The sequence below is a fragment of the Bacillus sp. FSL K6-0923 genome (assembly GCF_038630825.1).
GTDB classification, from domain to species: domain Bacteria; phylum Bacillota; class Bacilli; order Bacillales; family Bacillaceae; genus Bacillus; species Bacillus pumilus.
The window spans coordinates 1,644,166-1,668,646 of the sequence record NZ_CP152044.1 but is presented as its reverse complement, the minus strand read 5'-3'; the positions used below and the strand labels follow the sequence as shown (position 1 = coordinate 1,668,646).

General features: G+C 42.0%; 19 protein-coding genes. All 19 read right to left on the bottom strand.

The window, feature by feature from the left end; all coding sequences use genetic code 11:
- Positions 1 to 43 precede the first annotated feature (43 nt).
- Positions 44 to 970, bottom strand: coding sequence for an aminoglycoside phosphotransferase family protein (locus MHI16_RS08395; protein ID WP_058013963.1), 927 nt, complete (start codon positions 968 to 970; stop codon positions 44 to 46).
- 73 nt (positions 971 to 1,043) lie between these two features.
- On the bottom strand, positions 1,044 to 2,273 hold the full coding sequence (locus tag MHI16_RS08390; protein WP_268467082.1) for a pitrilysin family protein: 1,230 nt from the start codon (positions 2,271 to 2,273) through the stop codon (positions 1,044 to 1,046).
- 33 nt (positions 2,274 to 2,306) lie between these two features.
- A complete protein-coding gene (locus MHI16_RS08385; RefSeq protein WP_235567030.1) occupies positions 2,307 to 3,251 on the bottom strand; it encodes a polysaccharide deacetylase family protein in 945 nt (314 codons plus the stop codon).
- Between the two features lie 123 nt (positions 3,252 to 3,374).
- Positions 3,375 to 5,492 (bottom strand): polyribonucleotide nucleotidyltransferase, encoded by a 2,118-nt coding sequence (gene pnp / locus MHI16_RS08380; protein ID WP_003211098.1) that lies wholly within the window; start codon positions 5,490 to 5,492, stop codon positions 3,375 to 3,377.
- Positions 5,493 to 5,673: 181 nt separating this feature from the next.
- Positions 5,674 to 5,943, bottom strand: a complete 270-nt coding sequence (rpsO, locus tag MHI16_RS08375) for a 30S ribosomal protein S15 (RefSeq protein WP_012009997.1) — start codon at positions 5,941 to 5,943, stop codon at positions 5,674 to 5,676.
- A 140-nt stretch (positions 5,944 to 6,083) separates the two neighbouring features.
- Positions 6,084 to 7,049, bottom strand: a complete 966-nt coding sequence (gene ribF / locus MHI16_RS08370) for a bifunctional riboflavin kinase/FAD synthetase (RefSeq protein ID WP_268467080.1) — start codon at positions 7,047 to 7,049, stop codon at positions 6,084 to 6,086.
- A gap of 18 nt (positions 7,050 to 7,067) precedes the next feature.
- Complete coding sequence (truB, locus tag MHI16_RS08365) at positions 7,068 to 7,997, bottom strand: tRNA pseudouridine(55) synthase TruB (protein WP_268467078.1); 930 nt, start codon at positions 7,995 to 7,997, stop codon at positions 7,068 to 7,070.
- A 68-nt stretch (positions 7,998 to 8,065) separates the two neighbouring features.
- Positions 8,066 to 8,416 (bottom strand): 30S ribosome-binding factor RbfA, encoded by a 351-nt coding sequence (rbfA, locus tag MHI16_RS08360; protein WP_007499525.1) that lies wholly within the window; start codon positions 8,414 to 8,416, stop codon positions 8,066 to 8,068.
- 17 nt (positions 8,417 to 8,433) lie between these two features.
- Positions 8,434 to 8,712 (bottom strand): DUF503 domain-containing protein, encoded by a 279-nt coding sequence (locus MHI16_RS08355; RefSeq protein WP_012009994.1) that lies wholly within the window; start codon positions 8,710 to 8,712, stop codon positions 8,434 to 8,436.
- On the bottom strand, positions 8,709 to 10,829 hold the full coding sequence (gene infB, locus MHI16_RS08350) for a translation initiation factor IF-2 (protein ID WP_058013968.1): 2,121 nt from the start codon (positions 10,827 to 10,829) through the stop codon (positions 8,709 to 8,711). The genes MHI16_RS08355 and infB overlap by 4 nt, the downstream gene beginning before the upstream one ends.
- 19 nt (positions 10,830 to 10,848) lie before the next feature.
- On the bottom strand, positions 10,849 to 11,151 hold the full coding sequence (locus tag MHI16_RS08345) for a YlxQ family RNA-binding protein (RefSeq protein WP_034662287.1): 303 nt from the start codon (positions 11,149 to 11,151) through the stop codon (positions 10,849 to 10,851).
- A complete protein-coding gene (locus MHI16_RS08340; protein ID WP_058013969.1) occupies positions 11,138 to 11,428 on the bottom strand; it encodes a YlxR family protein in 291 nt (96 codons plus the stop codon). The genes MHI16_RS08345 and MHI16_RS08340 overlap by 14 nt, the downstream gene beginning before the upstream one ends.
- A 15-nt stretch (positions 11,429 to 11,443) precedes the next feature.
- Entirely contained in the window at positions 11,444 to 12,559 is a 1,116-nt protein-coding gene (gene nusA / locus MHI16_RS08335; RefSeq protein ID WP_003211013.1) for a transcription termination factor NusA, read from the bottom strand.
- A 32-nt stretch (positions 12,560 to 12,591) separates the two neighbouring features.
- Positions 12,592 to 13,065 (bottom strand): ribosome maturation factor RimP, encoded by a 474-nt coding sequence (gene rimP / locus MHI16_RS08330; protein WP_003211398.1) that lies wholly within the window; start codon positions 13,063 to 13,065, stop codon positions 12,592 to 12,594.
- Positions 13,066 to 13,303: 238 nt separating this feature from the next.
- A complete protein-coding gene (locus MHI16_RS08325; RefSeq protein WP_058013970.1) occupies positions 13,304 to 14,437 on the bottom strand; it encodes a cellulase family glycosylhydrolase in 1,134 nt (377 codons plus the stop codon).
- A gap of 18 nt (positions 14,438 to 14,455) precedes the next feature.
- Positions 14,456 to 15,685: an endo-1,4-beta-xylanase gene (locus tag MHI16_RS08320; protein ID WP_058013971.1), complete on the bottom strand. Its 1,230-nt coding sequence runs from the start codon at positions 15,683 to 15,685 to the stop codon at positions 14,456 to 14,458.
- Between the two features lie 84 nt (positions 15,686 to 15,769).
- The gene (locus MHI16_RS08315; RefSeq protein WP_058013972.1) at positions 15,770 to 17,875 is read right to left on the bottom strand and encodes a glycoside hydrolase family 48 protein; all 2,106 of its coding nucleotides are present in this window, start codon (positions 17,873 to 17,875) and stop codon (positions 15,770 to 15,772) included.
- Between the two features lie 30 nt (positions 17,876 to 17,905).
- Positions 17,906 to 19,756 carry a glycoside hydrolase family 9 protein gene (locus tag MHI16_RS08310; protein ID WP_058013973.1) on the bottom strand — a complete coding sequence of 617 codons (1,851 nt, stop codon included), beginning with the start codon at positions 19,754 to 19,756 and terminating at the stop codon, positions 17,906 to 17,908.
- 421 nt (positions 19,757 to 20,177) lie between these two features.
- A complete protein-coding gene (locus tag MHI16_RS08305) occupies positions 20,178 to 24,431 on the bottom strand; it encodes a PolC-type DNA polymerase III (protein ID WP_234034891.1) in 4,254 nt (1,417 codons plus the stop codon).
- Positions 24,432 to 24,481: the final 50 nt, after the last annotated feature.

Genomic DNA, 24,481 nt, shown 5'->3' with positions numbered 1-24,481 from the left:
ATCATATATGCAGCTACAAGAAGAAATAGACCGTCCCGCTTTTTCAAGTTATGTGATGCCAATTTGAATACCAAGCTGGTTTCAGTAGATGAAAGTGATCATGGTCTGCCAGCATTCTTTCCACTCGGTTCACCATATCTTTTACATGTTCAGTGTCATAAGAAAGCGTCCAGACAATAGAAGAAAAGCAGCTCATTGCTGTATAGATAGAAAAAAGAAGCCAAAAATCGTCTGTGGCCTGCGTACTTACATAGTAATCCAGTTGCCCTGCTGAAAACGGAATACTATTTTCTCGGCTAAATAAGGACAATTTATAAAAATCATGAACTGGGTCACCCCAGTCAGATTGATCAAAATCAATGACTCCTGAAAACTCACCTTCTTGTATGATGATATTCCCCAAATGAAAATCATCATGCTGGAATTGATTAGGCCTCGCCTTTACTGCATCAACATGTGATTTAATAAAATCTAATACGAATTGATCCTGAGCAAAGGTCACTCCACTTGATTGATAGGCATGTACATACCGTTCATGTTTCGTCATGACCCTCTCTTCCCATGTCGCGATATGAGAAGGTGCTGGACATGTGTGCATGAAACTAAGTTCTTTGCCTGCCCGTCTCCCGATTTCATACTGCTCTTCATTTGTAAGCAGATGGATGAATGCTCTAGCATTCTCTCCTTCAATAAAAGAGAAAATACGATAGGTACAGTTGAGTTCAGTATTCATCCCAATCTCCATCACTTCAGAACATAGAAGGCCTCGATCTTTAAACTTTTGCTGAACTGACGCTTTTCTTTTAAAATTGGAATACGTTTTGAGGTTTGATAGCTTGAGCACTAGCTTTTCACTTGAGGATGTTGTGACGAGATAAGTACGGTTTCCAGAAAGGCCAGATGTCATTGGCTCAAAGAAGATGGCTTGTGTCAGAAGCGGAGAAAGGATTTTCAGTTTTTCACGTTCCATGTAAGCAGCGCCCCTTTCTTCTTGATATATAATAAACGGCAGACCTCTTAAGAAGCCTGCCGTGTTGTTTACATTATGATGGCTGATCACCCGTAGGACTAATAAGCGAGAGCGCATAATCCTCTGTAAAGATTCGTTTGGATAAGTTATTCACACCGTCTAATGTGACTTTGTTGATTTCGTCAATAATTTCATCAAGTGTGCGATGTTTGCCAAGGAGCAGTTCGTTTTTACCGTTTCGGCTCATCTTGCTGTTTGTGCTTTCAAGGCTGAGCATCAGGTTCCCTTTCATTTGCTCCTTAGAGTTTTCAAGCTCTTTTTGCGTGATTCCCTCACGCTTTAAGACGTCTAGCGTTTGTAAGATGGTTTCAGAGAGTAGGTTTAACTGCTTCGCTCCAGTCCCGCCATAAATCGTCAGCATGCCGTTATCTGCAAATGAACTGTGATAGCTGAAAACAGAATAGGCGAGTCCTTTGTCTTCTCTTACATCCTGGAACAAGCGGCTGCTCATGCTTCCGCCAAGAACATTATTTAAGACGATTAAGTCATAGATGCCTTTGTCTCCAGCTGGGAGGCCATTAAAGCCCAAGCATAGATGCGCTTGCTCTGTTTCCTTTTTGCGTGTGAGCTTGTCATAGTGAAATTGCGGCGCTTCTATGGGCTGTTTTTTTCCTTTCGTTTCATACGAACCGAACAATTTTTCAACTTCACTAATGAATGTGTCATCCACATTCCCTGCAACAGAGATGACGACGCGGTCCGGCGTGTAGAATTCATCCATATAAGCTCTAAGAGAGTCACCGTTAAAGGTAGAAAGTGTTTCTTCTGTTCCTAAAATCGGGAAGCCTAAAGAATGATCACCATAAATCGCTTTGCTCAATAGATCATGAACGATATCATCAGGTGTATCCTCATACATTTTGATTTCTTCATATACTACATTTTTTTCTTTTTTCAACTCTTCTTCATCAAAAGCAGAGTGGAAGAACATGTCGCTTAATACATCGAGGGCGTAGCCAGCATGTGAATCAAGCACCTTTGCATAGTAGCAAGTGTATTCTTTTGACGTAAAGGCATTCACTTGACCACCAATGCGGTCAAAGGATTCTGCGATATCACGTGCAGATCTCGTCTTTGTTCCTTTAAAGAACATATGCTCTAGAAAGTGTGAGATCCCGTTAATTTCTGGTGTCTCATGTCTAGAACCAGTTCCAATCCAGACGCCAATTGCGACAGATCTTACAGTGGGATTGTTTTCAAGTACAATTCTTACTCCGTTTTGGCATGTATACGTTTTGACCAAGTTTTGCTCCTCCTATTCAACAAACAGATCGGATCACGGATGTCTTTTTTCACTTAGGAGGTCAGAAACCGTTCCTAATTCATATCCTCTTTCCTTGATTTGAGTGATAAGTGCGTCAAGACTTTTCGCCGTCGAATCTGTTGGATGCATTAATATCATCGCCCCATTGTGAATTTTCCCAAGCACCCGTTTTTGTAGTATGTTTGGTGACGGTTTTTGCCAGTCAATGGTGTCTACCGTCCACATAATGGTTTCCATTCCTTCTTCTGCAGCCAGCTTCACTGTTTCTTCTTTGAAACTGCCGCTTGGAGGGGCGAACCATTTCGGTTTTTTTCCAAGGGATTCTTCAATTTGACGATTCGTTTTGGTAATCTGCTCTAATGCTCGTTCTCTTGTCAGTGTGCGCATATCGGGGTGATTGTATGAATGGTTTCCAATTTCATGACCATCTGCCACGATCTTTTTAGCAAGATCCGTGCTTTTTTTCACCCATTTGCCTTCTAAGAAAAAGGTCGCCTTGACCTGATGCTTTTCCAGTGTCTTTAACATCTTGATTAAATGCTCGTCACCCCAAGCCACGTTGATGAGGAAAGCAGTCATTTTTTTATCTGGATGTCCCTTGTAAATGGGTTCAGCACCAAGTTCATGTAAATGAATAGAAGGTTTTGTTTCATTGAAAACAAGCAACTTTTCATCAAATGACCCTCGTTTTTTCATTTTTTCATAAGAGGCATCGATATTGACCGTCTGTCCATTTAGACCAGGCATCTTTTTCCACACTTTATCAATCTTAGCATTTTGCGCCTTCACTTCATAGTCAGAAGACTTCGATTCAATCTCTTGATATAAAATATCTTTTGAAACAGATGCAACCTCAGCATGCTCTTTCATTGATTCAATATATGTAACAGCAGCCGGCTGCTTCATCGTTTGATATGACACGAGCAGTAAAAATACAAACACAATGAACGGTAACATTTTTTTCAATGGTTGTCCCTCCCCTTTACCACAAATTATGATAGGGAGAAACAAGCTAGAACTATTGTTAGCACAAGAAAAGAAAGAAGCCTGGTACGGATACCTGGCTTCTAACATATTTCATTAAGACTGTTTTTCTTCTTTTTCCTTTTCTTCACGTAAAACAGCTTTGCGAGAAAGGTTCACACGGCCCTGTTTATCGATTTCAGTGACTTTGACAAGTAATTCATCGCCAATTTTCACCACATCTTCTACTTTGCCTACACGATCAAGCGCAAGCTCAGAAATATGAACAAGTCCATCTTTGCCGCTGAAGATTTCAAGGAAAGCACCGAATTTTTCAATGCGTTTTACTTTACCTAAGTAAAGTTGTCCTACTTCAACTTCTCTCACAAGATCTTCAATGATTTTCTTCGCTTTTTGGTTCATATCTTCTTCAGTAGAAGAGATAAAGATTGTACCATCTTGTTCAATATCGATTTTCACACCGGTATCTTCAATGATTTTGTTAATTTGTTTACCGCTTGGTCCAATGACATCGCGAATTTTATCAGGATTGATTTTCATCGTTAAGATTTTTGGTGCATAACGAGACAATTCTCCTCTAGAAGCAGGAATCGTTGACAGCATGCTATCTAAGATTTCCATTCTTCCTTTTTTCGCTTGTTGGAGAGCTTCTTCCAAAATGTCTTTTGAAAGACCATCGATTTTGATATCCATTTGAAGTGCTGTTACACCTTTTGATGTACCTGCAACTTTAAAGTCCATATCTCCAAGTGCATCTTCCATTCCTTGAATGTCTGTCAGCACTGTGTAGTATTCCCCAGATTTCACAAGTCCCATTGCAATGCCTGCAACTGGTGCTTTAATTGGAACACCCGCATCCATCATCGCAAGTGTGCTTGCGCAAATACTTGCTTGTGAAGTAGAACCGTTTGATTCTAGTACCTCAGACACAAGGCGAACCGTATAAGGGAAATCTTTTTCAGATGGGATCACTGGTTCTAATGCCCGTTCACCTAGCGCTCCATGTCCGATTTCACGGCGGCCTGGGCCACGCATTGGACCTGTCTCACCAACACTGAATTGCGGGAAGTTGTAATGGTGCATGAAGCGTTTTGATTCTTCAACGCCTAGACCGTCAAGAATTTGCACATCGCCAAGTGCACCTAATGTACAAATACTGAGCGCCTGTGTTTGTCCTCTTGTAAATAGACCTGAACCGTGCGTTCTTGGCAGAAGTCCTACTTCTGAAGAAAGTGGTCGAATTTGATCTACACCGCGTCCATCTGGACGTACTTTCTCTTCAGTGATCAGACGACGAACTTCATTTTTGACAAGCTTGTTTAATACGTCTTTCGCTTGTTTAATTGTCGCTTCGTCGCGATCTTCTTCTTCAAATTTCTCAACCACAGCTTTTTTCACAGCACTGATTGCATCTTCACGTGCATGCTTCTCATGTACTTGAATCGCTTTCAGCAGGTCTGTTTCAGCAAGTGCCTTTACTTCGTCTGCTAACGTTTGATCTACTTCATATAAAGGAATATCGATCTTTGCTTTACCGACTGCCTTGACAATTTCCTCTTGGAATTCGATTAAACGTTTGATCTCTTGGTGGCCATACATGATAGCTTCAAGCATTGTTTCTTCTGGCACTTCATCAGCACCAGCTTCGACCATGTTGATCGCATCTTTTGTTCCAGCGACTACAAGGTTGATGTCACTTTGTTCAAGCTGTTCTACATTGGGATTGATGATAAACTTTCCATCAACTCGTCCTACTGTAACGCCGGCGATTGGTCCCTCAAATGGAATGTCAGACACACATAATGCTAATGATGAGCCAAACATTGCAGCCATTTCAGATGAACAATCTTGATCCACACTCATGACGATACTAATCACTTGTACTTCGTTTCTAAATCCATCTGCAAATAATGGACGGATTGGTCTATCAATTAAGCGGCTCGCAAGGATCGCTTTTTCACTTGGACGGCCTTCTCTTTTAATGAAGCCACCAGGAATTTTACCTACTGCGTATAATCTTTCTTCGTAGTTCACAGTGAGCGGGAAGAAATCAAGTGGTTTTGGTTCTTTAGAAGCTGTTGCTGAGCTAAGCACAGCTGTATCTCCGTAGCGTACGAGGACCGCTCCGTTTGCTTGCTTTGCAAGCTGGCCAGTTTCAACTGTCAGTTGACGTCCAGCCCAGTCTATGGTGAAGACATGTTTCTCTTGTCCCATTCTGAGAAAAACTCCTCTCTTATCTTGAAATTTTAGTTAATTCTTATTATGAACAAAATGATTTTCACATATCAATGTGAAAGGTGTATGTAGAAGGGTTTTTGCCATTCTTTCAACATTTTAACCATAAAATATTAGTGATTATACGATAAAAAAGCGGGAATCCTCCCGCTTTTTACGATTATCGACGTAAGCCTAGTTTGTTAATTAACTCACGGTAACGAGTTACGTCTTTATTACGTAGATACGTAAGAAGATTACGACGTCTACCTACCATTTTCAAAAGACCGCGACGTGAGTGGTGATCTTTCTTATGAGTACGTAAATGCTCGTTCAAGTTGTTAATTGATTCTGTTAGGACAGCGATCTGAACTTCTGGAGATCCAGTATCAGATTCGTGTGTTTTGAACTCACTAATTAATTGAGTTTTACGCTCTTGAGTAATAGCCATCCTGTTTCACCTCCAAATCATGTTAGCCCCATCTACCTCGCAACCGTCGGTGAAGTCGGCCTGCCAAGTAAGTGGTTTTAAAGCTACAGGAATAATCATACTAAAAATATGCTGAATTTGCAAATGGTAGAGCTGTTTTTCTATGAATTTTTTGTTTGCTTTCGCTGATGTTTAAAAAACTGAATCGCTTCTTCTTTATCTTGACTGATTTGTGCCGTTAACTCCTGGATTCCGTTAAATTTTTGCTCACTGCGAATGCGCTTGAACCACTGTAATTTAATCGGTTCACCATATATTTCTTCGTTAAAATCAAAGAGGTTTACTTCAATAGCAGGCTGATCAGGGCGTTTTTCATAAAAGGTTGGTTTATAGCCAATGTTACAAACACCGTCATACACTTTGCCTTTTACTTCTGCTCTTACTGCATAAACTCCTGTTGGCGGAATGATATATTCAGCAGATAAACCGACATTGGCAGTCGGAAAGCCGATCGTCCGTCCTCGCTTATCTCCATGAATGACAATACCGCGCAGCTGATAAGGTTTTCCTAAAAGCTCACTTACATATTCAACATCTCCATTTTTCAATGCAGAGCGTATGAGTGTTGAGCTGACTTTTCGGTCTTGATTGGACAACTTAGGAACGATGGTGGCCGAAATACGCCCTTTTCCGTACTCATCGAAGGTTTCCATTGTGCCTGCACCAAAACGGCCAAACGTAAAATCAAAACCAGCTACTGCGTGCTTTACATTCAGCTCATCTAAATATTGATCAACAAACTCTTGAGGCGATAGCGCTGCAAAGCTTTCGCTGAACTGCACAATGTATAAATAGTCAGCGCCCAGCTGTTCGATGAAATCAATTTTATCCTCAAGCGGCGTAATTAAGTCCTTGGGTTCACGTGCTTTTTGCAAAACATGTGATGGGTGCGGATGAAAGGTCATGACTGCTAAAGCCAAACCTTCTTTACTCGCAATGCTTTTTGCTGAGTCAATCACTTTTTGATGTCCGAGGTGAACACCGTCAAAATACCCTAAAGCCATAACAGACGGGTCTTGATCCTTTTGATTCAATGTATGTGGGTGTGAAATATGTATAGTCTTCACGAGATGGTCACCTTTTCTTTAAGATTGCTTGTCCTGAGATAAGATCTTCGCCGGCTTCATTAGATTCTGTTTGGTCGGGTGCTTCATATATATCGCCATACACCGGCCTGAAGGAGCAAAGACAGCGACACGATCTTCCTCTGCGAAATGAGCGAATTCACCAGGCATTGGCAGGACTGCACCGTTTTCCACTTTACTTGCTAATGTATCATTTATCTCCCATTTCGGCAAATGATTGAGCGCACGCTCGATCGGGACAAGGTGCTCATCTACTGTACCTTCTTCGCTTATATCTCGCAGCTCATCAAGGGTGATGCACTCATCTAGTGTAAAATCACCTGATCCTGTGCGAATGAGGTGTGACATATGAGCTGGGAATCCTAGTTTCTTTCCAATATCAACCGCTAAGGTTCTGACATATGTTCCTTTTGAACATAAAACGGTGAATCTAAATGATACTTTTCCATTTTCAAATAAAGCAGGTGTTGTCCGCTCGATACGGTGAATCGTAATTTCACGGCTCGGTCGCTCAATTTCAATGCCTTCTCTTGCATATTCATAGAGCTTTTTCCCGCCAATTTTCACTGCCGAAAACATAGGTGGAATTTGTTCAATGGTTCCTTGAAACTGTTTCAGCACAGCATCAATTTCTTCTTCTGAGATGGGATTTTGCACCTTTTTTTCTTCTACGGTCTCACCTGTTTGGTCTTCTGTTGTTGTAGAAAAACCAATCGTGATTTCTGCGTCATACGTTTTTGATTTATCTGTTAAGTATTCGACAATCTTCGTTGCTCTTCCGATACAAATGGGCAAAACACCTGATACCTCGGGGTCGAGGGTACCTGTATGTCCCACTTTTTTTGTATGCAGGATCTTTCTCACTTTGAACACACAGTCGTGAGAGGTCATCCCTCTTTCTTTATGTAATAAAAGAACACCATTTATCATCTGCGCTCTCTCCTTTCGTAAACGATGAAAAAGGACAGACGATCATCGCCTATCCTTATTTCAACGTCTTATTCATGATCTTTTGTGTTTAGTTCAGCAATTAGGCTTTCAATTCGGTTTCCGTAATCCACGGATTCATCGAATTCAAAGTGCAGTTCTGGTGTTTTGCGAAGTCTAATTCGATTGCCAATTTCAGAACGGATATACCCTTTAGCCTTTGCAAGGCCTTTTAAGGTTTCCTCTCTTTTTTTCTCGTCACCGAGAACAGAAATGTAAACTTTCGCAATTTGCAAATCACCGGATACTTCGACATCAGTTACAGTCAAAAAGCCGATTCTTGGATCTTTTAGCTTTCTGCCTAGGATGTCGCCTAATTCTTTTTTCATCTGCTCACCCACGCGGGTTGCTCTCATACTCATGATCTTATCACCTCTAATTAAAACCACTCAGTTTTCGTGATCGTTCGTTCAATTTCAGGAAAAGAATCAATAAAGCTTAAAACACGCTGCAATTCCTTTTCCACTTGAACCCGGGATGAGGAAATTACGGCGATTCCAATTGATGTACGCTGCCATGTGTCCTGGTAATCCATTTCAGCCATGGTTACATTGAATTTATGGCGCGTTCTTGTCAGTATACGCTGAAGAACCGCACGTTTTTCCTTCAGTGAGGAGGCATCATAAATGATGCACTCACATTCGGTATAACCGATCATTTTCTTTCGATTTCTTGCATAACGAATGATTCCATGACATCACCTTCACGGATATCATTGTACTTCTTAATGGTAATACCACACTCATAGCCTTGTGAAACTTCTTTCACGTCATCTTTGAATCGTTTTAATACGTCGACTTCGCCTTCAAAAATAACGACGCCGTCACGAATTAAGCGGATACCACTATCTCTTGTGATGGTTCCTTCAGTGACATAACCACCAGCAATTGTACCGATTTTAGATACTTTGAACGTTTGACGAACTTCAACTTGACCGATGACTTTTTCTTCATATTCAGGGTCAAGCATTCCTTTCATCGCCGCTTCAATTTCATCGATGACTTTATAAATAATGCGGTGTAAGCGGATATCTACGTTTTCTGTTTCAGCTGTGCTCTTCGCATTTCCATCAGGACGTACGTTAAATCCGATCACGATCGCATTAGAAGCACTTGCTAAAATAATATCAGATTCTGTAATCGCTCCAACACCCGTATGGATGATTTTCACTTTTACGCCTTCTACTTCAATTTTTTGAAGAGCGGCCGTCAGTGCTTCAGCAGAACCTTGTACGTCTGCTTTCACGATCAAGTTGATATCTTTCACTTCACCTTGTTTGATTTGCTCAAATAGGTCATCTAGAGATAATTTCGCTTTGTCTGAACGCTGTTCATCAAGCTGTTTCGAAGCACGCGCCTCACCTACTTGACGAGCTGTTTTTTCATCTTTGAAAACGAGGAACTGATCCCCTGCATTCGGTACATCGTTTAAACCAGTGATTTCAACAGGTGTAGATGGTCCTGCTGTTTTCACGCGGCGTCCGATGTCATTAACCATTGCACGTACACGGCCAAATGTATTTCCGACAACGATTGGGTCACCTACATGAAGTGTACCAGTTTGAACAAGAAGGGTTGCAACAGATCCTCTTCCTTTATCAAGCTCAGCCTCGATGACAGTCCCTTTTGCCGCACGATTTGGGTTGGCTTTCAGTTCTCCAACTTCGCTGACAAGAAGGATCATTTCAATCAACTCATCAATGCCTTCACCTGTTTTTGCAGATAGAGGAACGAAGATCGTTTCGCCGCCCCAAGCTTCTGGTACTAGACCATGCTCCGTTAATTCCTGCATCACACGGTCCGGGTTCGCTGTTGGTTTGTCAATTTTATTGACAGCAACAATGATTGGCACTTCTGCTGCTTTCGCATGGTTAATCGCTTCAACCGTTTGCGGCATAACGCCATCATCTGCTGCAACAACTAGAATAGTTGTATCCGTTACCTCGGCACCACGTGCACGCATCGTTGTAAAGGCTGCGTGTCCAGGTGTATCAAGGAACGTGATTTTCTTGCCGTTTTCTTCAATTTGGTATGCACCGATATGCTGCGTGATTCCACCAGCTTCGCCTTCAACGACTTTCGTCTTACGAATGCTGTCAAGAAGCGTTGTTTTCCCGTGGTCAACGTGTCCCATGATCGTCACAACTGGAGGGCGTACTTGCATATCTTCTTCTTTATCTTCAACTTCATACTTTTCAAGTTCAGTTTCTTCTAAAATAATGACTTCCTCTACTGGAACGCCATATTCAGAAGCGATTAATTCAACTGTATCTTTATCCAGCTCTTGGTTAATGGTTGCCATAACACCAAGCATCATCAGCTTTTTGATAATTTCAGCTGTTTCTTTTCCAAGCTCTTCAGCCAGCTGGCCGACTGACATTGAATTTGTAAATTCAATTTTTTCAGGAAGCTCTTTCTTAGGCTTCACAGGTCTAGCTTGCTGATGCTGCGATTTGTTATTTCCACCGCGTTTATTTTTGTTTTTGTTTTGGTTGTTGTTTTTTTTGTTTTTATTAAATTGATTATTCTGCACGTCATTCTTCTTTCTATCATTGTTTTTGTTAGATGATTGTTTTTTTTGTTCTGCGGGTTTCTCGTTAGCTGTCTCTTTTGCTTTGGCTTTTTTATAGATCGCGTCTAGCTTTTTCACAGTGTCGTCTTCAAGCGTCGCCATGTGGTTGTTCACTTCCACGTTCATATCCTTAAGCGCTGCTATAATATCTTTACTTGAAACATCTATGGCTTTTGCGTATTCATATACTCTCACTTTAGCCATTCGTTCACCCCCAAATAAATTAATCGAGCAAGCTTATAAGCTTCTTTGCGAAGCCTTGGTCAGTGACAGCGACAACTACGCGAGCTTCTTTCCCAATAGAACGTCCGAGAACGGAACGGTCTTCAACTTTTCTAACCGGAACATTATAAAATTTGCATTTGTCAGATACCTTTTTCTCTGTGTTCGATGAGGCATCTGCTGCAAGAAGAACCAGCTTAGCACGCGCATGTCTAATTTCTTTGATCACAAGATCTTCTCCTGACACGACTTTACGAGCTCGATTTGCTAGACCAAGCAAAGGATACCATTCAGATTGAGTCATTTGGTTTTTTCACCTTTTCAGCTAGTTCTAGTAATTCTTCAAATATGTGTTCGTCAATCTGTGTCTGAAATTGCTGCTGTAAACTGCGTTTGTTCTTTGCCGCAAGAATGGTTTCTTTATCGAGAGAAAGGTAAGCTCCGCGTCCGTTCTTTTTTCCGGTTGCGTCAACAGACACTTCACCTTCTTTAGAACGAACAACACGGATCAGTTCTTTCTTTGGTTTCATTTCTCCCGTCACGACACATTTTCTAAGCGGGATTTTTTTTCGGCTATTCACCTTTTACATCACCTCTTATTCGTCAGATTCCTCAGCTACTGGTTCAGCCTCTAAGAAAAGAGATTCAGAGTCTTCAGTTCTTGGGAAAATACCGAGTTCCCTTGCATCTGTTTCACTTTTAATGTCAATTTTCCAGCTAGTCAGCTTTGCTGCAAGACGAGCATTTTGACCTCTTTTACCAATCGCTAACGACAGCTGATAATCAGGGACAATCACTGTTGTCGCCTTATCTTCTTCATTCACAATAACATCAAGTACTTTTGATGGACTTAATGCATTGGCAACAAATTCAACCGGGTCATTAGACCAATGGACAATGTCAATTTTTTCGCCTTTTAGCTCGTTGACAATTGCTTGTACACGCTGACCTTTTGGTCCAACACAAGAACCAACTGGGTCAACATCAGGATCATCAGTACGAACAGAGATTTTAGAACGGTCCCCAGCTTCTCTAGCAACCGATTTAAGCTCTACAGTACCATCATAAATTTCTGGCACTTCAATTTCAAATAAACGCTTTAAAAGACCTGGATGTGTTCTAGACACATAAATTTGTGGTCCTTTTGTTGTTTTTTCGACTTTTGTAATAAACACCTTAATGCGGTCATGTGGTTTGTAGTCCTCATTTGGCATTTGTTCGTTGACCGGAAGAAGGGCTTCGATTTTGCCAAGTGACACGTAAATGAATTTACTGTCAATTCGCTGAACGATTCCCGTCATAATGTCTTCCTCGCGATCGATAAACTCCGTGTAGATCACACCTCGCTCTGCTTCTCTCACTCGCTGCGTCACCACTTGTTTCGCAGTCTGAGCTGCAATGCGTCCGAAATCTTTTGGCGTGACTTCAATTTCAACGACGTCACCTACCATGTAATTCGGGTTCATATTGGCTGCATCATCTACAGAGATTTCAAGGCGAGAATCATACACTTCATCGACAACATCTTTTCTTGCAAATACGCGAATTGTTCCCGTTTCGCGGTTTAAATCAACACGAACATTTTGCGCTTGATTAAAGTTACGCTTATATGCAGAAATGAGTGCAGCTTCTATCGCTTCAATAATAATTTCTTTACTAATACCCTTCTCTTTCTCGAGAACAGTCAGGGCATCTAACAACTCACTACTCATTTTTATGGTTCCCCCTTATATCAATGAAAAGGTTAATTGAACGAAACTGCTAATCTTGCGTTAGCTATTTTTTCGTATGGAATATTGATCTCTTTCTTTCTTGTCTTGATCTTCACTGTCACTGTTGCAATCTCACCATCAAAGCTTGTAAGCTCACCTTCAAATGCTTTTTCACCATCAATTGGTTCATATGTTTTCATGAAAACATTTTTTCCAAGTGCTTTTTCAAAATCAGCTTTTTTCTTTAATGGGCGCTCCGCTCCAGGAGAGGACACTTCAAGAAAGTAGTTTTGGCTAATCGGATCTGCCTCATCAAGCTTTTCGCTCAAGGCTTCGCTCACTTTGGCACATTCTTCGATATCGACGCCTTTATCAGAGTCAATAAACACGCGAAGGAACCAGTTTTGACCCTCTTTGACAAATTCAACATCAACGAGTTCAAGCTGTAAGCCATCTAAAATTGGCTGCACCATTTCGCTTACGACATCCACTACTTTTTTGCTCATTCTCTTCCTCCTTGTGCTTTCGATAAACGCTCTTATCAATCATTCTGCATAAAAACCCTGCTTTATGTGAGCAGGGGGAGCAGAAAACGGATGAATAATGTCGAGACAAAAATTGCCTGTTCAATACAAAAGAGCGGGTTTCCCCACTCTTGTCTCGGTAATCGTTAGCATTTCCATAAAAACTATACCATATCCAATTTTTTTATGCAAATGAAGTTCCTTATTCTGCAGGCATTCGTCATCGGTTCTTTTCGTTCATTCTTTTCGCATGATCACTGATAAGTGCTGCCTCCCTGCTCCCTTTTATGATGCGGAAACCGTCATAATCCGGATAGAGCGAATCATCGTCCTGAATGCTTGTTAAAATCCAAAATTGACTGCCTGCCCCTCCGAGCCGCTCAATCGCTGACAGCCAGCTTTCGTATACGTCAGGACGTGCTGATTGATTTTGATAGCCAAACTCCTCTAACACAACTGGTTTTCCGATTGACTTCCCGCGGGTGATATGGTCTTCAATCCATTTCACTCCCCAGGCAGCAGACTTGTTCCAATGATCTGGGTACAGGTGATAGGTTCCATAATCAATATTAGGAAGAGCCGTCAAACGGTCCCAATCGACGCCTTCTCCGCCTCCGTACAACCAATCTTCATGCCCTGGTATGCGAAAGAACCCTTCATCTCCTACTGCAACAAGATGGTGACGATCCAGCGATTTGATCCATTTACTCATTTCATCTGCCCATTTGACTAGTACATTTCCCGTTGGATCTGACTGCACACGCGGCTCATTGGCCAATTCCCAAGTCATAATAGCTGGATCGTCTTTATATTGAACACCTGTATACGTATTGGTTCTTTCTAATACATAGCGCACATAATTTTTGTAAGCATGTTGAATACGAGGATCTGTATAAAAGGCATCATGCGTTCCTGCCCCGAACCACTTTACGTATTGATTCATCCCGCCAAAGTCATCCCAATTGTTCACTAGTGGAATGACAAGCTTTATCCCTTCCTGTCCTGCTTTATAAATCGCATAATCTAGTTTTTGAAAACCTGATTCTTCATAGACCCCTGGACTAGATTGTAAAACGGAGTTTTCTTGAGGGGCTCCGTCGTGAAATCCCCAAATACGTATGACCTTTAAATTCATTGCTTTCATATCATCGAACACTGCATCTACCATTTTTTTAGATTTGTAATGGAAGTAGTAATTATTTGTACCAGCAAAGTAAAATGGTTGATTGTTCAGCGTAAATTGTTTACCAGATGTCTGCACGTAAGCGGCGGCTTTAATCGTAAGTGAAAACCAGCCGGCCCATATAGCGACCACAAGTATGAAGCAGGACACTCTTTGAGTCCACTTTTTCATTAACATTCTCCTCACAATCTATCCTTCTTCAGGTACGATCACATCTAGCTGAAGCGGTGCTTGTTCATTTGAATCAAGTTCAATTGTCTGCTGTTTCAACATTTTATTTTCTTTGCCGATTCGAATCTCATATGTTCCATGAAATGCTGGACATATCACATGGCCATTAGCATCTGTTGTTTCAACTCTTTGGGTCGTCCACTCATTTAGAAGTTTTTCATAACGTCGTCCTGCTTCATTTAAAGACCAATCATAATTCACGATAGCCGCATGCTCACCTCTCCAATGGGCACCTGCCCAAAATCCCCACATTAGCACTCCTTTTACGGCTGGATGACTAAATGCGACGCGATATAAAGCCTCTAGGTTATCCGCTCTTCTATTAGCGTCAGGGTGAACAGAGTCATACTCTGTGACCCATATAGGAAGACCAAGCTCAGCAAGCACATCGAGTCTCTCTTTGACAATGACTGGATCGACCCGTTCTTCAAAATGGCCTTGAACCCCAATCGCTTCAATAGGTGCGCCTAACTGACGCAGTTCATTGATATGCGCTTTATACGCATGGTGCTCACCATATGAGATCACATTATAATCATTCACAAACAAAAGTGCTTTCGGGTCAATTTTTTTCGTTTCTTCATACATCCACTTCCAAATATTTTTCCCAAAGCGATCTTTAAAAAATGAACCGTGCATCATTTCATTGTTTACATCCCAATGGCGGAATCTTCCCTTAAAATGATTGCCCGCATGCTCAAGCCGGTTTTTCATGGCTTCATATACTTCGTGATTCGGCAGTGACCTCAGCCAGCTTGGATTCGCATCCTCTACCTCCCAAAATAAAGCGTGCCCCCTCACTGGAAGTTGATGTCGATCTGCAAAATTCAGCATCGCATCTGCTTTTTCATAGGTGATTTTCCCTCTTTGTGGCTCATTCGCATACCATTTTGCCTCATTTTCAAAAACAGCCCAATTAAAATACTTCACGAAAAAATCAGCATATTGTTGATTAAATAACACTTGGTCATTCATTGCTGAACCAAATGCGAATTCATGCCTGATTTGCTTAATTTCAACCTCTATACCTGCTATTGGCTTTTTATCGCCGTTTGTCACGTTTATCACAAGGTCTCTTTGTCTATGCTCTGAGATTCGATCATTCGCCTCTTTTTTCCACATCAGATTGATCTGCTCATTTTCACCCTTGTTGAATGATTGATGAAGAAAGCTTCTTTCTTTGACCATGTAAAAATCCCCCTATCTTCATTGGATTTATATTTCTTAATCAAACTGCCGGCTCAAAGAAACCGGCAGCTTAAATTTCGACTGTTAGTTGATCAGACGATGATATTCTGCGTAGGCAGTGGCCATATCCACTTGTGACCAGAAACGGTGATAAGTGAAAACCGGTGCCCCGTTCTCCCATTTGCCTGTTGCTTCATTAAATGAAGACTGATACTTACTCTCAAGTGAAGGCCATGCTGGATCTTGTTTAATGTTCGGACGAAGATCAGCAAAACTCGTATAGACTCCATTTCCTCCTCGCTGCGGATCAGAAGGAGTGGTGCTGCTTCCAGGAATCTGATTCCCTTGACCAAATGTCCCGTTCCAACCATTTGGGAAATACACTTCTTTTTTAAAGAAGCGGTCATAGTCCTCTCTTTCTTCTTCTGTTACAATGCCCACTCCATCATTGTAATTCCACGCCACCTCAAGGAGCTGTGCGGCTGCATCTTTCGCTCTGACACCAAGCGCTGTATAATCCCCTGTTTCAAGCTTTGTAGCAGCAGCAAAGAAAGTTAATGCCTTGACTAGGCTCCCTAATACGCCCGTATCCTGAGTTGGATCTTTTGTGACAGCTGTTAGGTTTGGATTTCCTGTTGCAGACTGGAATCCATTCCACGTGTCAGGCTGTCCGCTCCAAGCAATATTTCCAGGAAGCCAAAACTCGCCTGGTGCACTCGTTGTAGCCACAGAAACATTTGTTCCCCCTAGAATTCTTTGTCCTTGGTCATTTAAGAAATAACCCTCTTCATCCGACACAGGACGGCTGCCGATAAAAATGTAATCGAGTGCATAGTTAACCCATTTTGTGATACAGGATTTAGCCATTTGGACATTTTCAGAAGTTTTGTCTCCATCTTTCACTAAAATATAATAAAGCTCTGCTACGCGCTCCATCGGCCATGCCTGCATCCCAAACCAGTTATTAGAAGGCGGATCATGATAAACAGGTGCATCCTCGTATGCCATATCGTAAAAAGTACTTCTTCCCGCCGGATATGCACTATAGTCTCCATTCCAGCTATTGGTTGCACCTCCTGCTATCGCTCCCTCTTTTGATTGAAGCCATACATAAAATTCAAGCTGCCTTTTTAATGTTTTTTCCCAATCGCTTGCACCAGTAGAGGAAGATGGCTTTAAACCACCTTTGTCTGAGGACAAAGCATAAGCGGCGACAGGGTTTTGATACCCTTGGTGACAATGGCTCGCTCCGATACGCCATGACCAGTTTGCATAGTCGCCAAGTCCTCCGCCCCAAGAGGTATACCACGCCATTAAGTAATGACAAGCACCCTTTCCGTTTCCAGGGTACGGATTCCCTTGCTTACCGCTTCCAATCGTTTGAAAATACTTATCGTACATACCGTAACGGAGAAAATCACCCATTTTTTTCGCTTTATCAAGATAGGTTGAATTATTGTAGCCAAGTTCCTTTGCCCAATAGATTGCTTGTATTGCACGCGCATCAGCATCCGTCGCATTGGTATAACGCCACTGAGCAGCTGGTACTTGATTTTCTTTTGTGAACAAGCTCATAAAGCCTTCATTTGGCTTCCCAAACGATTTATCATCTTGTGATGGATGCGGGATCGCCTCCCATACAGATTCCTGCGGACCACGCTGGAACGTGTTCACATATGCAGCTGTATGTGATGGATTGAGCAAGTTCCCATATTTATACCAGTTATCGACATCAAGCAGCCAGTGCATTAAATACGTTTCATTTGTTCCATAGGTTGATTTCAATTCACCATCAATCGGATCTTGACCAGCAGGACGAGCTCCGCTCAGCTGACTAGGATATTGATCCGGATATGGTTTTTCTGCTGCGTAGGTGGCTGGACTAGAAGGGTTGTAGGCGCTCATATGCGGCTGTTCATCATTTCCATCTTCATTTACTGGGATGATGTATTTCTCCATATTGTCCCAGGCTGCCTCTAATTTGCTCCAATCCCCTGTGTAATGTCCGTACAACACCTCTAGCCACAGCCAATAACTATATGCTTCTGACGTTGTCATATGCCCATAATCAGGCGCTTCGCAAATGAGCGTCTCAATTGAATGATACGGAATTCCTTCTGGTGAAAAATATCCATTCGCATCACTTTTAATTTGATGATAAAGCGTTAAAAACCGTTCTTTGTTTGACAAATCCTTCACCCTTTCAATAAATCTTGATTTTTATTTGTCTGGAAGTGTACCAAATACTAAAGAACCATCATCAAAAACAGGTATTCTCGGTGTTTTTTGCATATTGGATGTTAAGCCTTGAAAGGAATAATCATTTGAGGCATCCCATATATTCGACCCATTTGGCGCAGATAATCGAAATTGGATTTCCTTTTTATGCTCTGATTCTCCTCCAGGAAAAATCGCTACGCCGGTAAAATCTATTTCTGCATAATAGACGTGAGCTGATGCGTCATATACCTTGAGCGGAGATAAGGAAGCGCCTTCATTGTAGGCGGCTGTCACTTGAATATCTTTTTCAGTGAATCCCTTTGCAAAGACCTCACTCAGATTGACGTAATATCTAAAGGAGAGCGTTTGACTACTTCTCGCCGGCCATCCAGACCGGTTGTATAGAACCGCCTTGACTTGAGTAGAAGTTGCATCGTTATTCATCACTGCTGCCTCTACAAAAAACTCATCCTCTGGTTGTTCTTTAGGCGGGAAATTGGGTAGCTTTGATTGCCCTTTTCCAAACAGCTGCACCATTTTGGCTATATTTCCTGTAAAAGCGGCATTATAGTCCGTCGCCACCTCGTTTGATACATAATCAGAGATGTCGTCATCATATTGATCCTGTGCATTAGGTCCGCCAACGAGCGCCCCATAAAGAGTGTGACGATGATTCGAAGGATTTGTCAGCTGGTTAGACCATGAGCCATGTGCAGTTCGGTGGTGCGGATGCTTCGGCGGGTTCTGGCCAAACCCAACGACATAGCTTCTATTAAGCGGATTATCACCAAGCATATAGTGAGTTTGGTTGATCGCAAACGTTTGGTATCGATTCTTTTTTTCTTCATCTGACACCCAATCAGCGTAGACAAAGGCTAAAAATGCTGCATTTGCTGTATAACGAAGCGAGCCCCATTGATCAAGCCATGCCAAACCGCCAGGCGTATAAGTGATTCTTTCGACTTTTCCATTTTGAACAAAACCCGTCGTCCAGTAATCGAGATTACGCTCTGTCGATTCTATGAATCGGTTCTCTTTCGTGATTCTGGCGAGTAAGATTTGCGAAGCAAAAAAAGTATTGTCCCACGACATGGTAAACGTATAATCCCAATCCTTCGGCCATTCCTCTACTGCTTTTAGTGCTTGATTTAAATAGGTTTCTTCATTTGTTGCCAAGTACAGCCAGATTCCGCCCCATATGAGTTCATCAATATAGCCGCTCCATGAATTGTAAAACGGCTGAGCGTTTGTGACACAATCTGTATATTCGCCGCGATACCGGTCAGCAAATGAATAAAGCTGTTTCGCGTGCGTCAGAAGCTTTGCTGCATAAGGGGCATCTGTCTCTTTAAAAATGATAGAACCCGCTGCTAAAGCTGCCGCAGTTTGGGCGGCCACTTCTGTTCCAGGGCAATTTTCATCAATTTTAAAAGCTGGCCGGCTCATCGGCATCACTTCTGCCGGTCCCCACCAAGCATGATCAGCGTTCCCATCACCTACCTGCGCCCAAAACTCGTTCGGACCTGTATGAGCTTTTAAAAAATAATCTGTTGCCCACCTGATCTGATCTAAGATGTCATCAAGCAGTTCTGCCTCTTCATAGGCTTCTCGGTATTCATATACTGTCCAAGCAAGTACAGCTGCTGAGTAGGCCATTGGAAGGCCAAATTTCACATGATCACCTGCGTCGTACCAGCCGCCAGTTAAGTCATGCCCTACATCCTTCCCATCCTCTAGTCCAGAATCTCCCCGCCAGTTGAGACGGCTGCTTTTAGGCAGCTTTCCAGACCGCTGCGCTTCATAAAACAACAAGGATTTTTGAAGAACCTCTACATAGTTATAAGATGCCATTTCCGTATGACTCACCCCTTCTTTTTAGTCAAACATGAATACACAAGCCACCTCCTTTTATTCAGAACGTGATTTGAACAGCTTTGAAAAGAATCAAATATGTTTCAAAAATAAGCATAGTAAACAGCAATCAGCTTTGTGCTCATCGAAGTTGTTTTCTCTTGATTCTTTCTGTGACTGTACCCTGAATGATCATATGTCGCATGAGAACATTTCAGACGGCTAAATTCTCTTTTTTGCTCTATTTGGGTAGAAAGAATGACATACAATCTCTTCTCTTAAAACATCACGCTAAATCAAGGTATATGAATGAATTAGAAAATGATTCCAATTGATGGGAATTCCTTATTAGTTAACATAATAATATTATTGTGTACATAAAAAAGAACGCCCTTTATAAGGGCGCTCTTCATTGATCACATTAAAACAAAGAAAGTTGGTTTTGATCAGGAAGTGCTTCTAAGCAGCCTTGACGATCTAAATATTCTAGGATCGTTTTCGACACTTTTCCGCGTTTTTGTAAATCCTCTTTTGAAAGGAACTCCCCATCTTGACGTGCGCGCACAATATTTAACGCAACGTTCGTTCCGAGACCAGGGATTGAGTTGAATGGCGGAATCAATCCGTCACCATCAATGATAAACTCTGTTGCACTTGATCGGTAGAGGTCCACTTTTTTGAAATGATAGCCTCTTTCACACATTTCAAGGGCAAGCTCTAGTACAGTTAATAGGTTCTTTTCTTTCGGTGATGCATCTAAACCTTTTGAGTTAATATCATCCATGACTGCTCGAATCGCATTTGATCCTTTTGTCATTGTTTCAATATCAAAGTCATCTGCACGAACGGTAAAGTAAGCCGCATAGTATAAAAGTGCATGATGCACCTTAAAGTAGGCAATCCGTACAGCCATTAATACGTAAGCAGCTGCGTGGGCCTTAGGGAACATGTATTTGATCTTTTTACAAGAATCAATATACCAGTTCGGAACATTATTATTCTTCATTTCTTCTTCCCATTCAGGAGGAAGTCCTTTTCCTTTACGAACAGACTCCATGATTTTAAAGGCAAGTGACGGCTCTAAGCCCTGATAGATGAGATAGACCATAATATCGTCACGGCACCCAATCACTTCACTTAGTTCACACGTTTTATTGTGGATGAGCTCTTGCGCGTTTCCGAGCCATACATCTGTTCCGTGTGATAATCCAGAGATCTGAACGAGCTCTGAGAAGGTTGTTGGTTTTGTATCCTCAAGCATTTGCCGAACGAACCTTGTCCCAAACTCCGGAATACCGAGTGTACCTGTTTTACAGCCAATTTGCTCCTCTGTTACACCAAGAGGCTCTGTTCCTTGGAAAATTTTCATCACTTCAGGATCATCTGTTGGAATCGTTTTTGGATCAATTCCGCTTAAATCCTGAAGCATACGAATAACCGTAGGATCATCGTGCCCTAGTATATCAAGCTTGAGCAAGTTGTCATGGATTGAATGGAAGTCAAAATGCGTCGTTTTCCAATCAGAACCTGTCGCATCTGCTGGAAATTGAATAGGTGAGAAATCGTAAATGTCCATATAATCCGGTACTACAATAATACCGCCTGGATGCTGGCCCGTTGTCCGTTTTACCCCTGTACAGCCTTGTACAAGCCGGTCGATTTCTGCGCCCCTCATATGAAGATTATGATCTCCAGCGTAGCCTTTCACGTAACCGTATGCTGTTTTTTCTGCAACAGTACCAATCGTACCTGCTCGGTATACGTACTCTTCACCGAACAGCTCTTTCGTATAGTTATGGGCAATCGGCTGATATTCACCTGAGAAGTTCAAGTCGATATCAGGGACTTTGTCTCCTTTAAAACCTAAGAACGTTTCAAACGGAATATCGTGCCCATCTTTTTTGTACGGCGTGCCGCATTCCGGGCAGTCTTTGTCAGGAAGGTCAAAGCCTGAACCAACAGATCCGTCGTTAAAGAATTCGGAATGCTTACAGCTTGGACATACATAATGCGGCGCAAGCGGGTTCACTTCGGTAATCTCTGTTAAAGTGGCAACAAGAGATGAGCCGACAGACCCCCTTGAACCAACAAGATATCCATCATCAAGTGATTTCTTTACGAGCTTGTGAGAGATTAAGTAAATAACGGCGAAGCCATGACCGATAATACTTTTTAATTCTTTCTCAATGCGGTCTTCTACGATTTTCGGCAGGTCATCTCCATAGATGCTGCGCGCCATTTGATAGCTCATTTCCCGTATTTCTTCATCTGCACCTTCAATTTTTGGTGTGTATAGGTCGTCTTTGATTGGTTTAATGCTTTCGACCATCTCAGAGACTTTTTTTGTATTCGTCACGACGATCTCTTTCGCTTTTTCCTCTCCTAGAAAGGAGAATGCTTCAAGCATTTCATCTGTCGTTCTAAAATGAACTTTTGGCAGTTCATGACGGTTCAGCGGATTTGCTCCGCCTTGTGATGAAATTAAGATTTTACGATAAATTTTGTCTTCTGGATGCAGATAATGCACATTTCCAGTTGCCACGACTGGTTTATTCAGCTTTTCGCCAAGCTTCACAATGTTTGTGATGATTTCTTTTAACGCACGTTCATCTCGAACAAGCTCCAGCTGCAGCAGATGCTGATACACTTCTGGCGGATGAACTTCTAAATAGTCGTAAAATGCTGCAATGTCTTCCACCTCATCAGGTGATTTTTGCATCATCCCTTCAAACACTTCACCCTTATCACAGGCAGACCCGATTATTAAACCTTCTCGATATTTCTCAAGCTGTGAGCGCGGAATGCGCGGCACCCGGTAGAAATAATGAATATGAGAAAGAGAAACAAGCTTGAATAAATTTTTCAGCCCTGTCTCATTTTGTGCGATCAGAATGGCATGGTAAGGACGTGAGCGCTGGTAAGCATTAGACTGACCCATGTTTTCATTCAATTGATCGTGATAGGCAATATCCTTTTCAGCCGCATCTTTTAGCATTTTTAGCATGAGATAGCCTGTCGCCTCTGCATCGTAAATGGCGCGGTGATGCTGCGTCAGTTCTATATCGAACTTTTTACAAAGTGTGTTCAGCCGGTGATTCTTAAATTCAGGGTAAAGGAACCGGCCAAGTTCAAGTGTATCAATCACAGGGTTTGACGCTTTATCTGTTTTTAACAGGCGTTTGTACGCTGTATTTAAAAAGCCCATATCAAAGCTTGCATTGTGCGCAACAAGGATATCTTGTCCAATCCATTCTTTGAAATCCCGTACGACATCGACGACATCCGGAGCATCTCTGACCATATCATCCGTGATACCTGTTAATTCGATCGTTGTCGCTGATAATGGGTGATGAGGATTTGCAAATGCCTCAAAACGGTCAATGATTTCTCCGCCCTTTATTTTCACTGCTGCCAGCTCAATGATCGTGTCATAAACAGCTGAAAGTCCAGTTGTCTCTACGTCAAATACGACATACGTTGCATCCTCTAACAAACGGTGCTCTGGATTATAGGCAATAGGTACTCCGTCATCGACCAAGTTGATTTCCACACCATACATCATTTTGATGTCATGCTTTTTACTTGCTGCATACGCATCTGGGAAGGATTGTACCACCGCATGATCCGTCAGGGCAATCGCTTCATGTCCCCATTTTTTTGCTTGTTCCACCAGCCTGCCGATGCCAGTAACAGCGTCCATTTGGCTCATTGGGGAATGCAAATGAAGCTCGACGCGCTTTTCACCCTCAGGAGCCGTATCTTCCTTCAGCTGAGGTTTCATTTCATTGACGTCATTGGCAATCATGACAAGGTCTCTAACAAACGTATCGTTTTGAATGCTTCCTCTTGCTTTGACCCACATGCCTTTTTTCAATGATTTCATCAGCTGTGCATCTTCTTTTTCTCTTGCAAACATTTTGATTAAAATACTGTTTGTATAATCTGTAATTTTAAAGATACAAAGCGTTCTGCCGCTTTTCAGCTCACGCGTTTCTGCATCGAATACGTAGCCCTGGACGGTGATTCTTCTTTCCTCGTCCATAATACTATCAAGCGTACGAATTTCTTCATTGTCTTTAATTTGATAGCCAATCATGAGAGGGCCAGACGGACCTTCCTCCTGCTCCTCACTTTCCTTCTTCTCCATCTCAGTGAGGGCTTGCATCGCTCTTTCTTGATCTTCAGCAAGCTTTTGTTCTCTGAACTTCTGAATCTCTTGATCTGATACAAAAATTTCTGTATCAAATTGGAGTTCTGGAAAGCCTACTTGTTTAAAAGCAGCCTGGAGCATTGGACTGTACTTCTTCTTGATGGCCAAAGCCTCTGTTTCGCTTTTTGTTTTAATGATGATTTTATGTCCAGACAGCGATGGTTTTTGCTGCTGAAGCAAGCTGATAATTGGAGGAGAAATTCCTTGAAGCTCTTCCACACAATGTGACCAATACGATTGAACGAGCTCTTCAGAGATGCTCGGATCATTGACTTCAATCGTACAAGTGACTTGTGCAATATGAGAAAATGCATTCGTCAGCCTGCTGAGAAACATCGCATACACCTTGTAAGGCAGAAGCGCCTTAAATTTAAAAAGGAAATGCCACGTTTTCGTCGCCTTATGCACCGTCAATTTGACGATTTCTCCTTCTTCAAAGTAACGACTGAGGTCATCATCTGTCATTTGAATCTGATTGAGTAATATATGAAATTGCCGCCGTGTGATCGGTAATT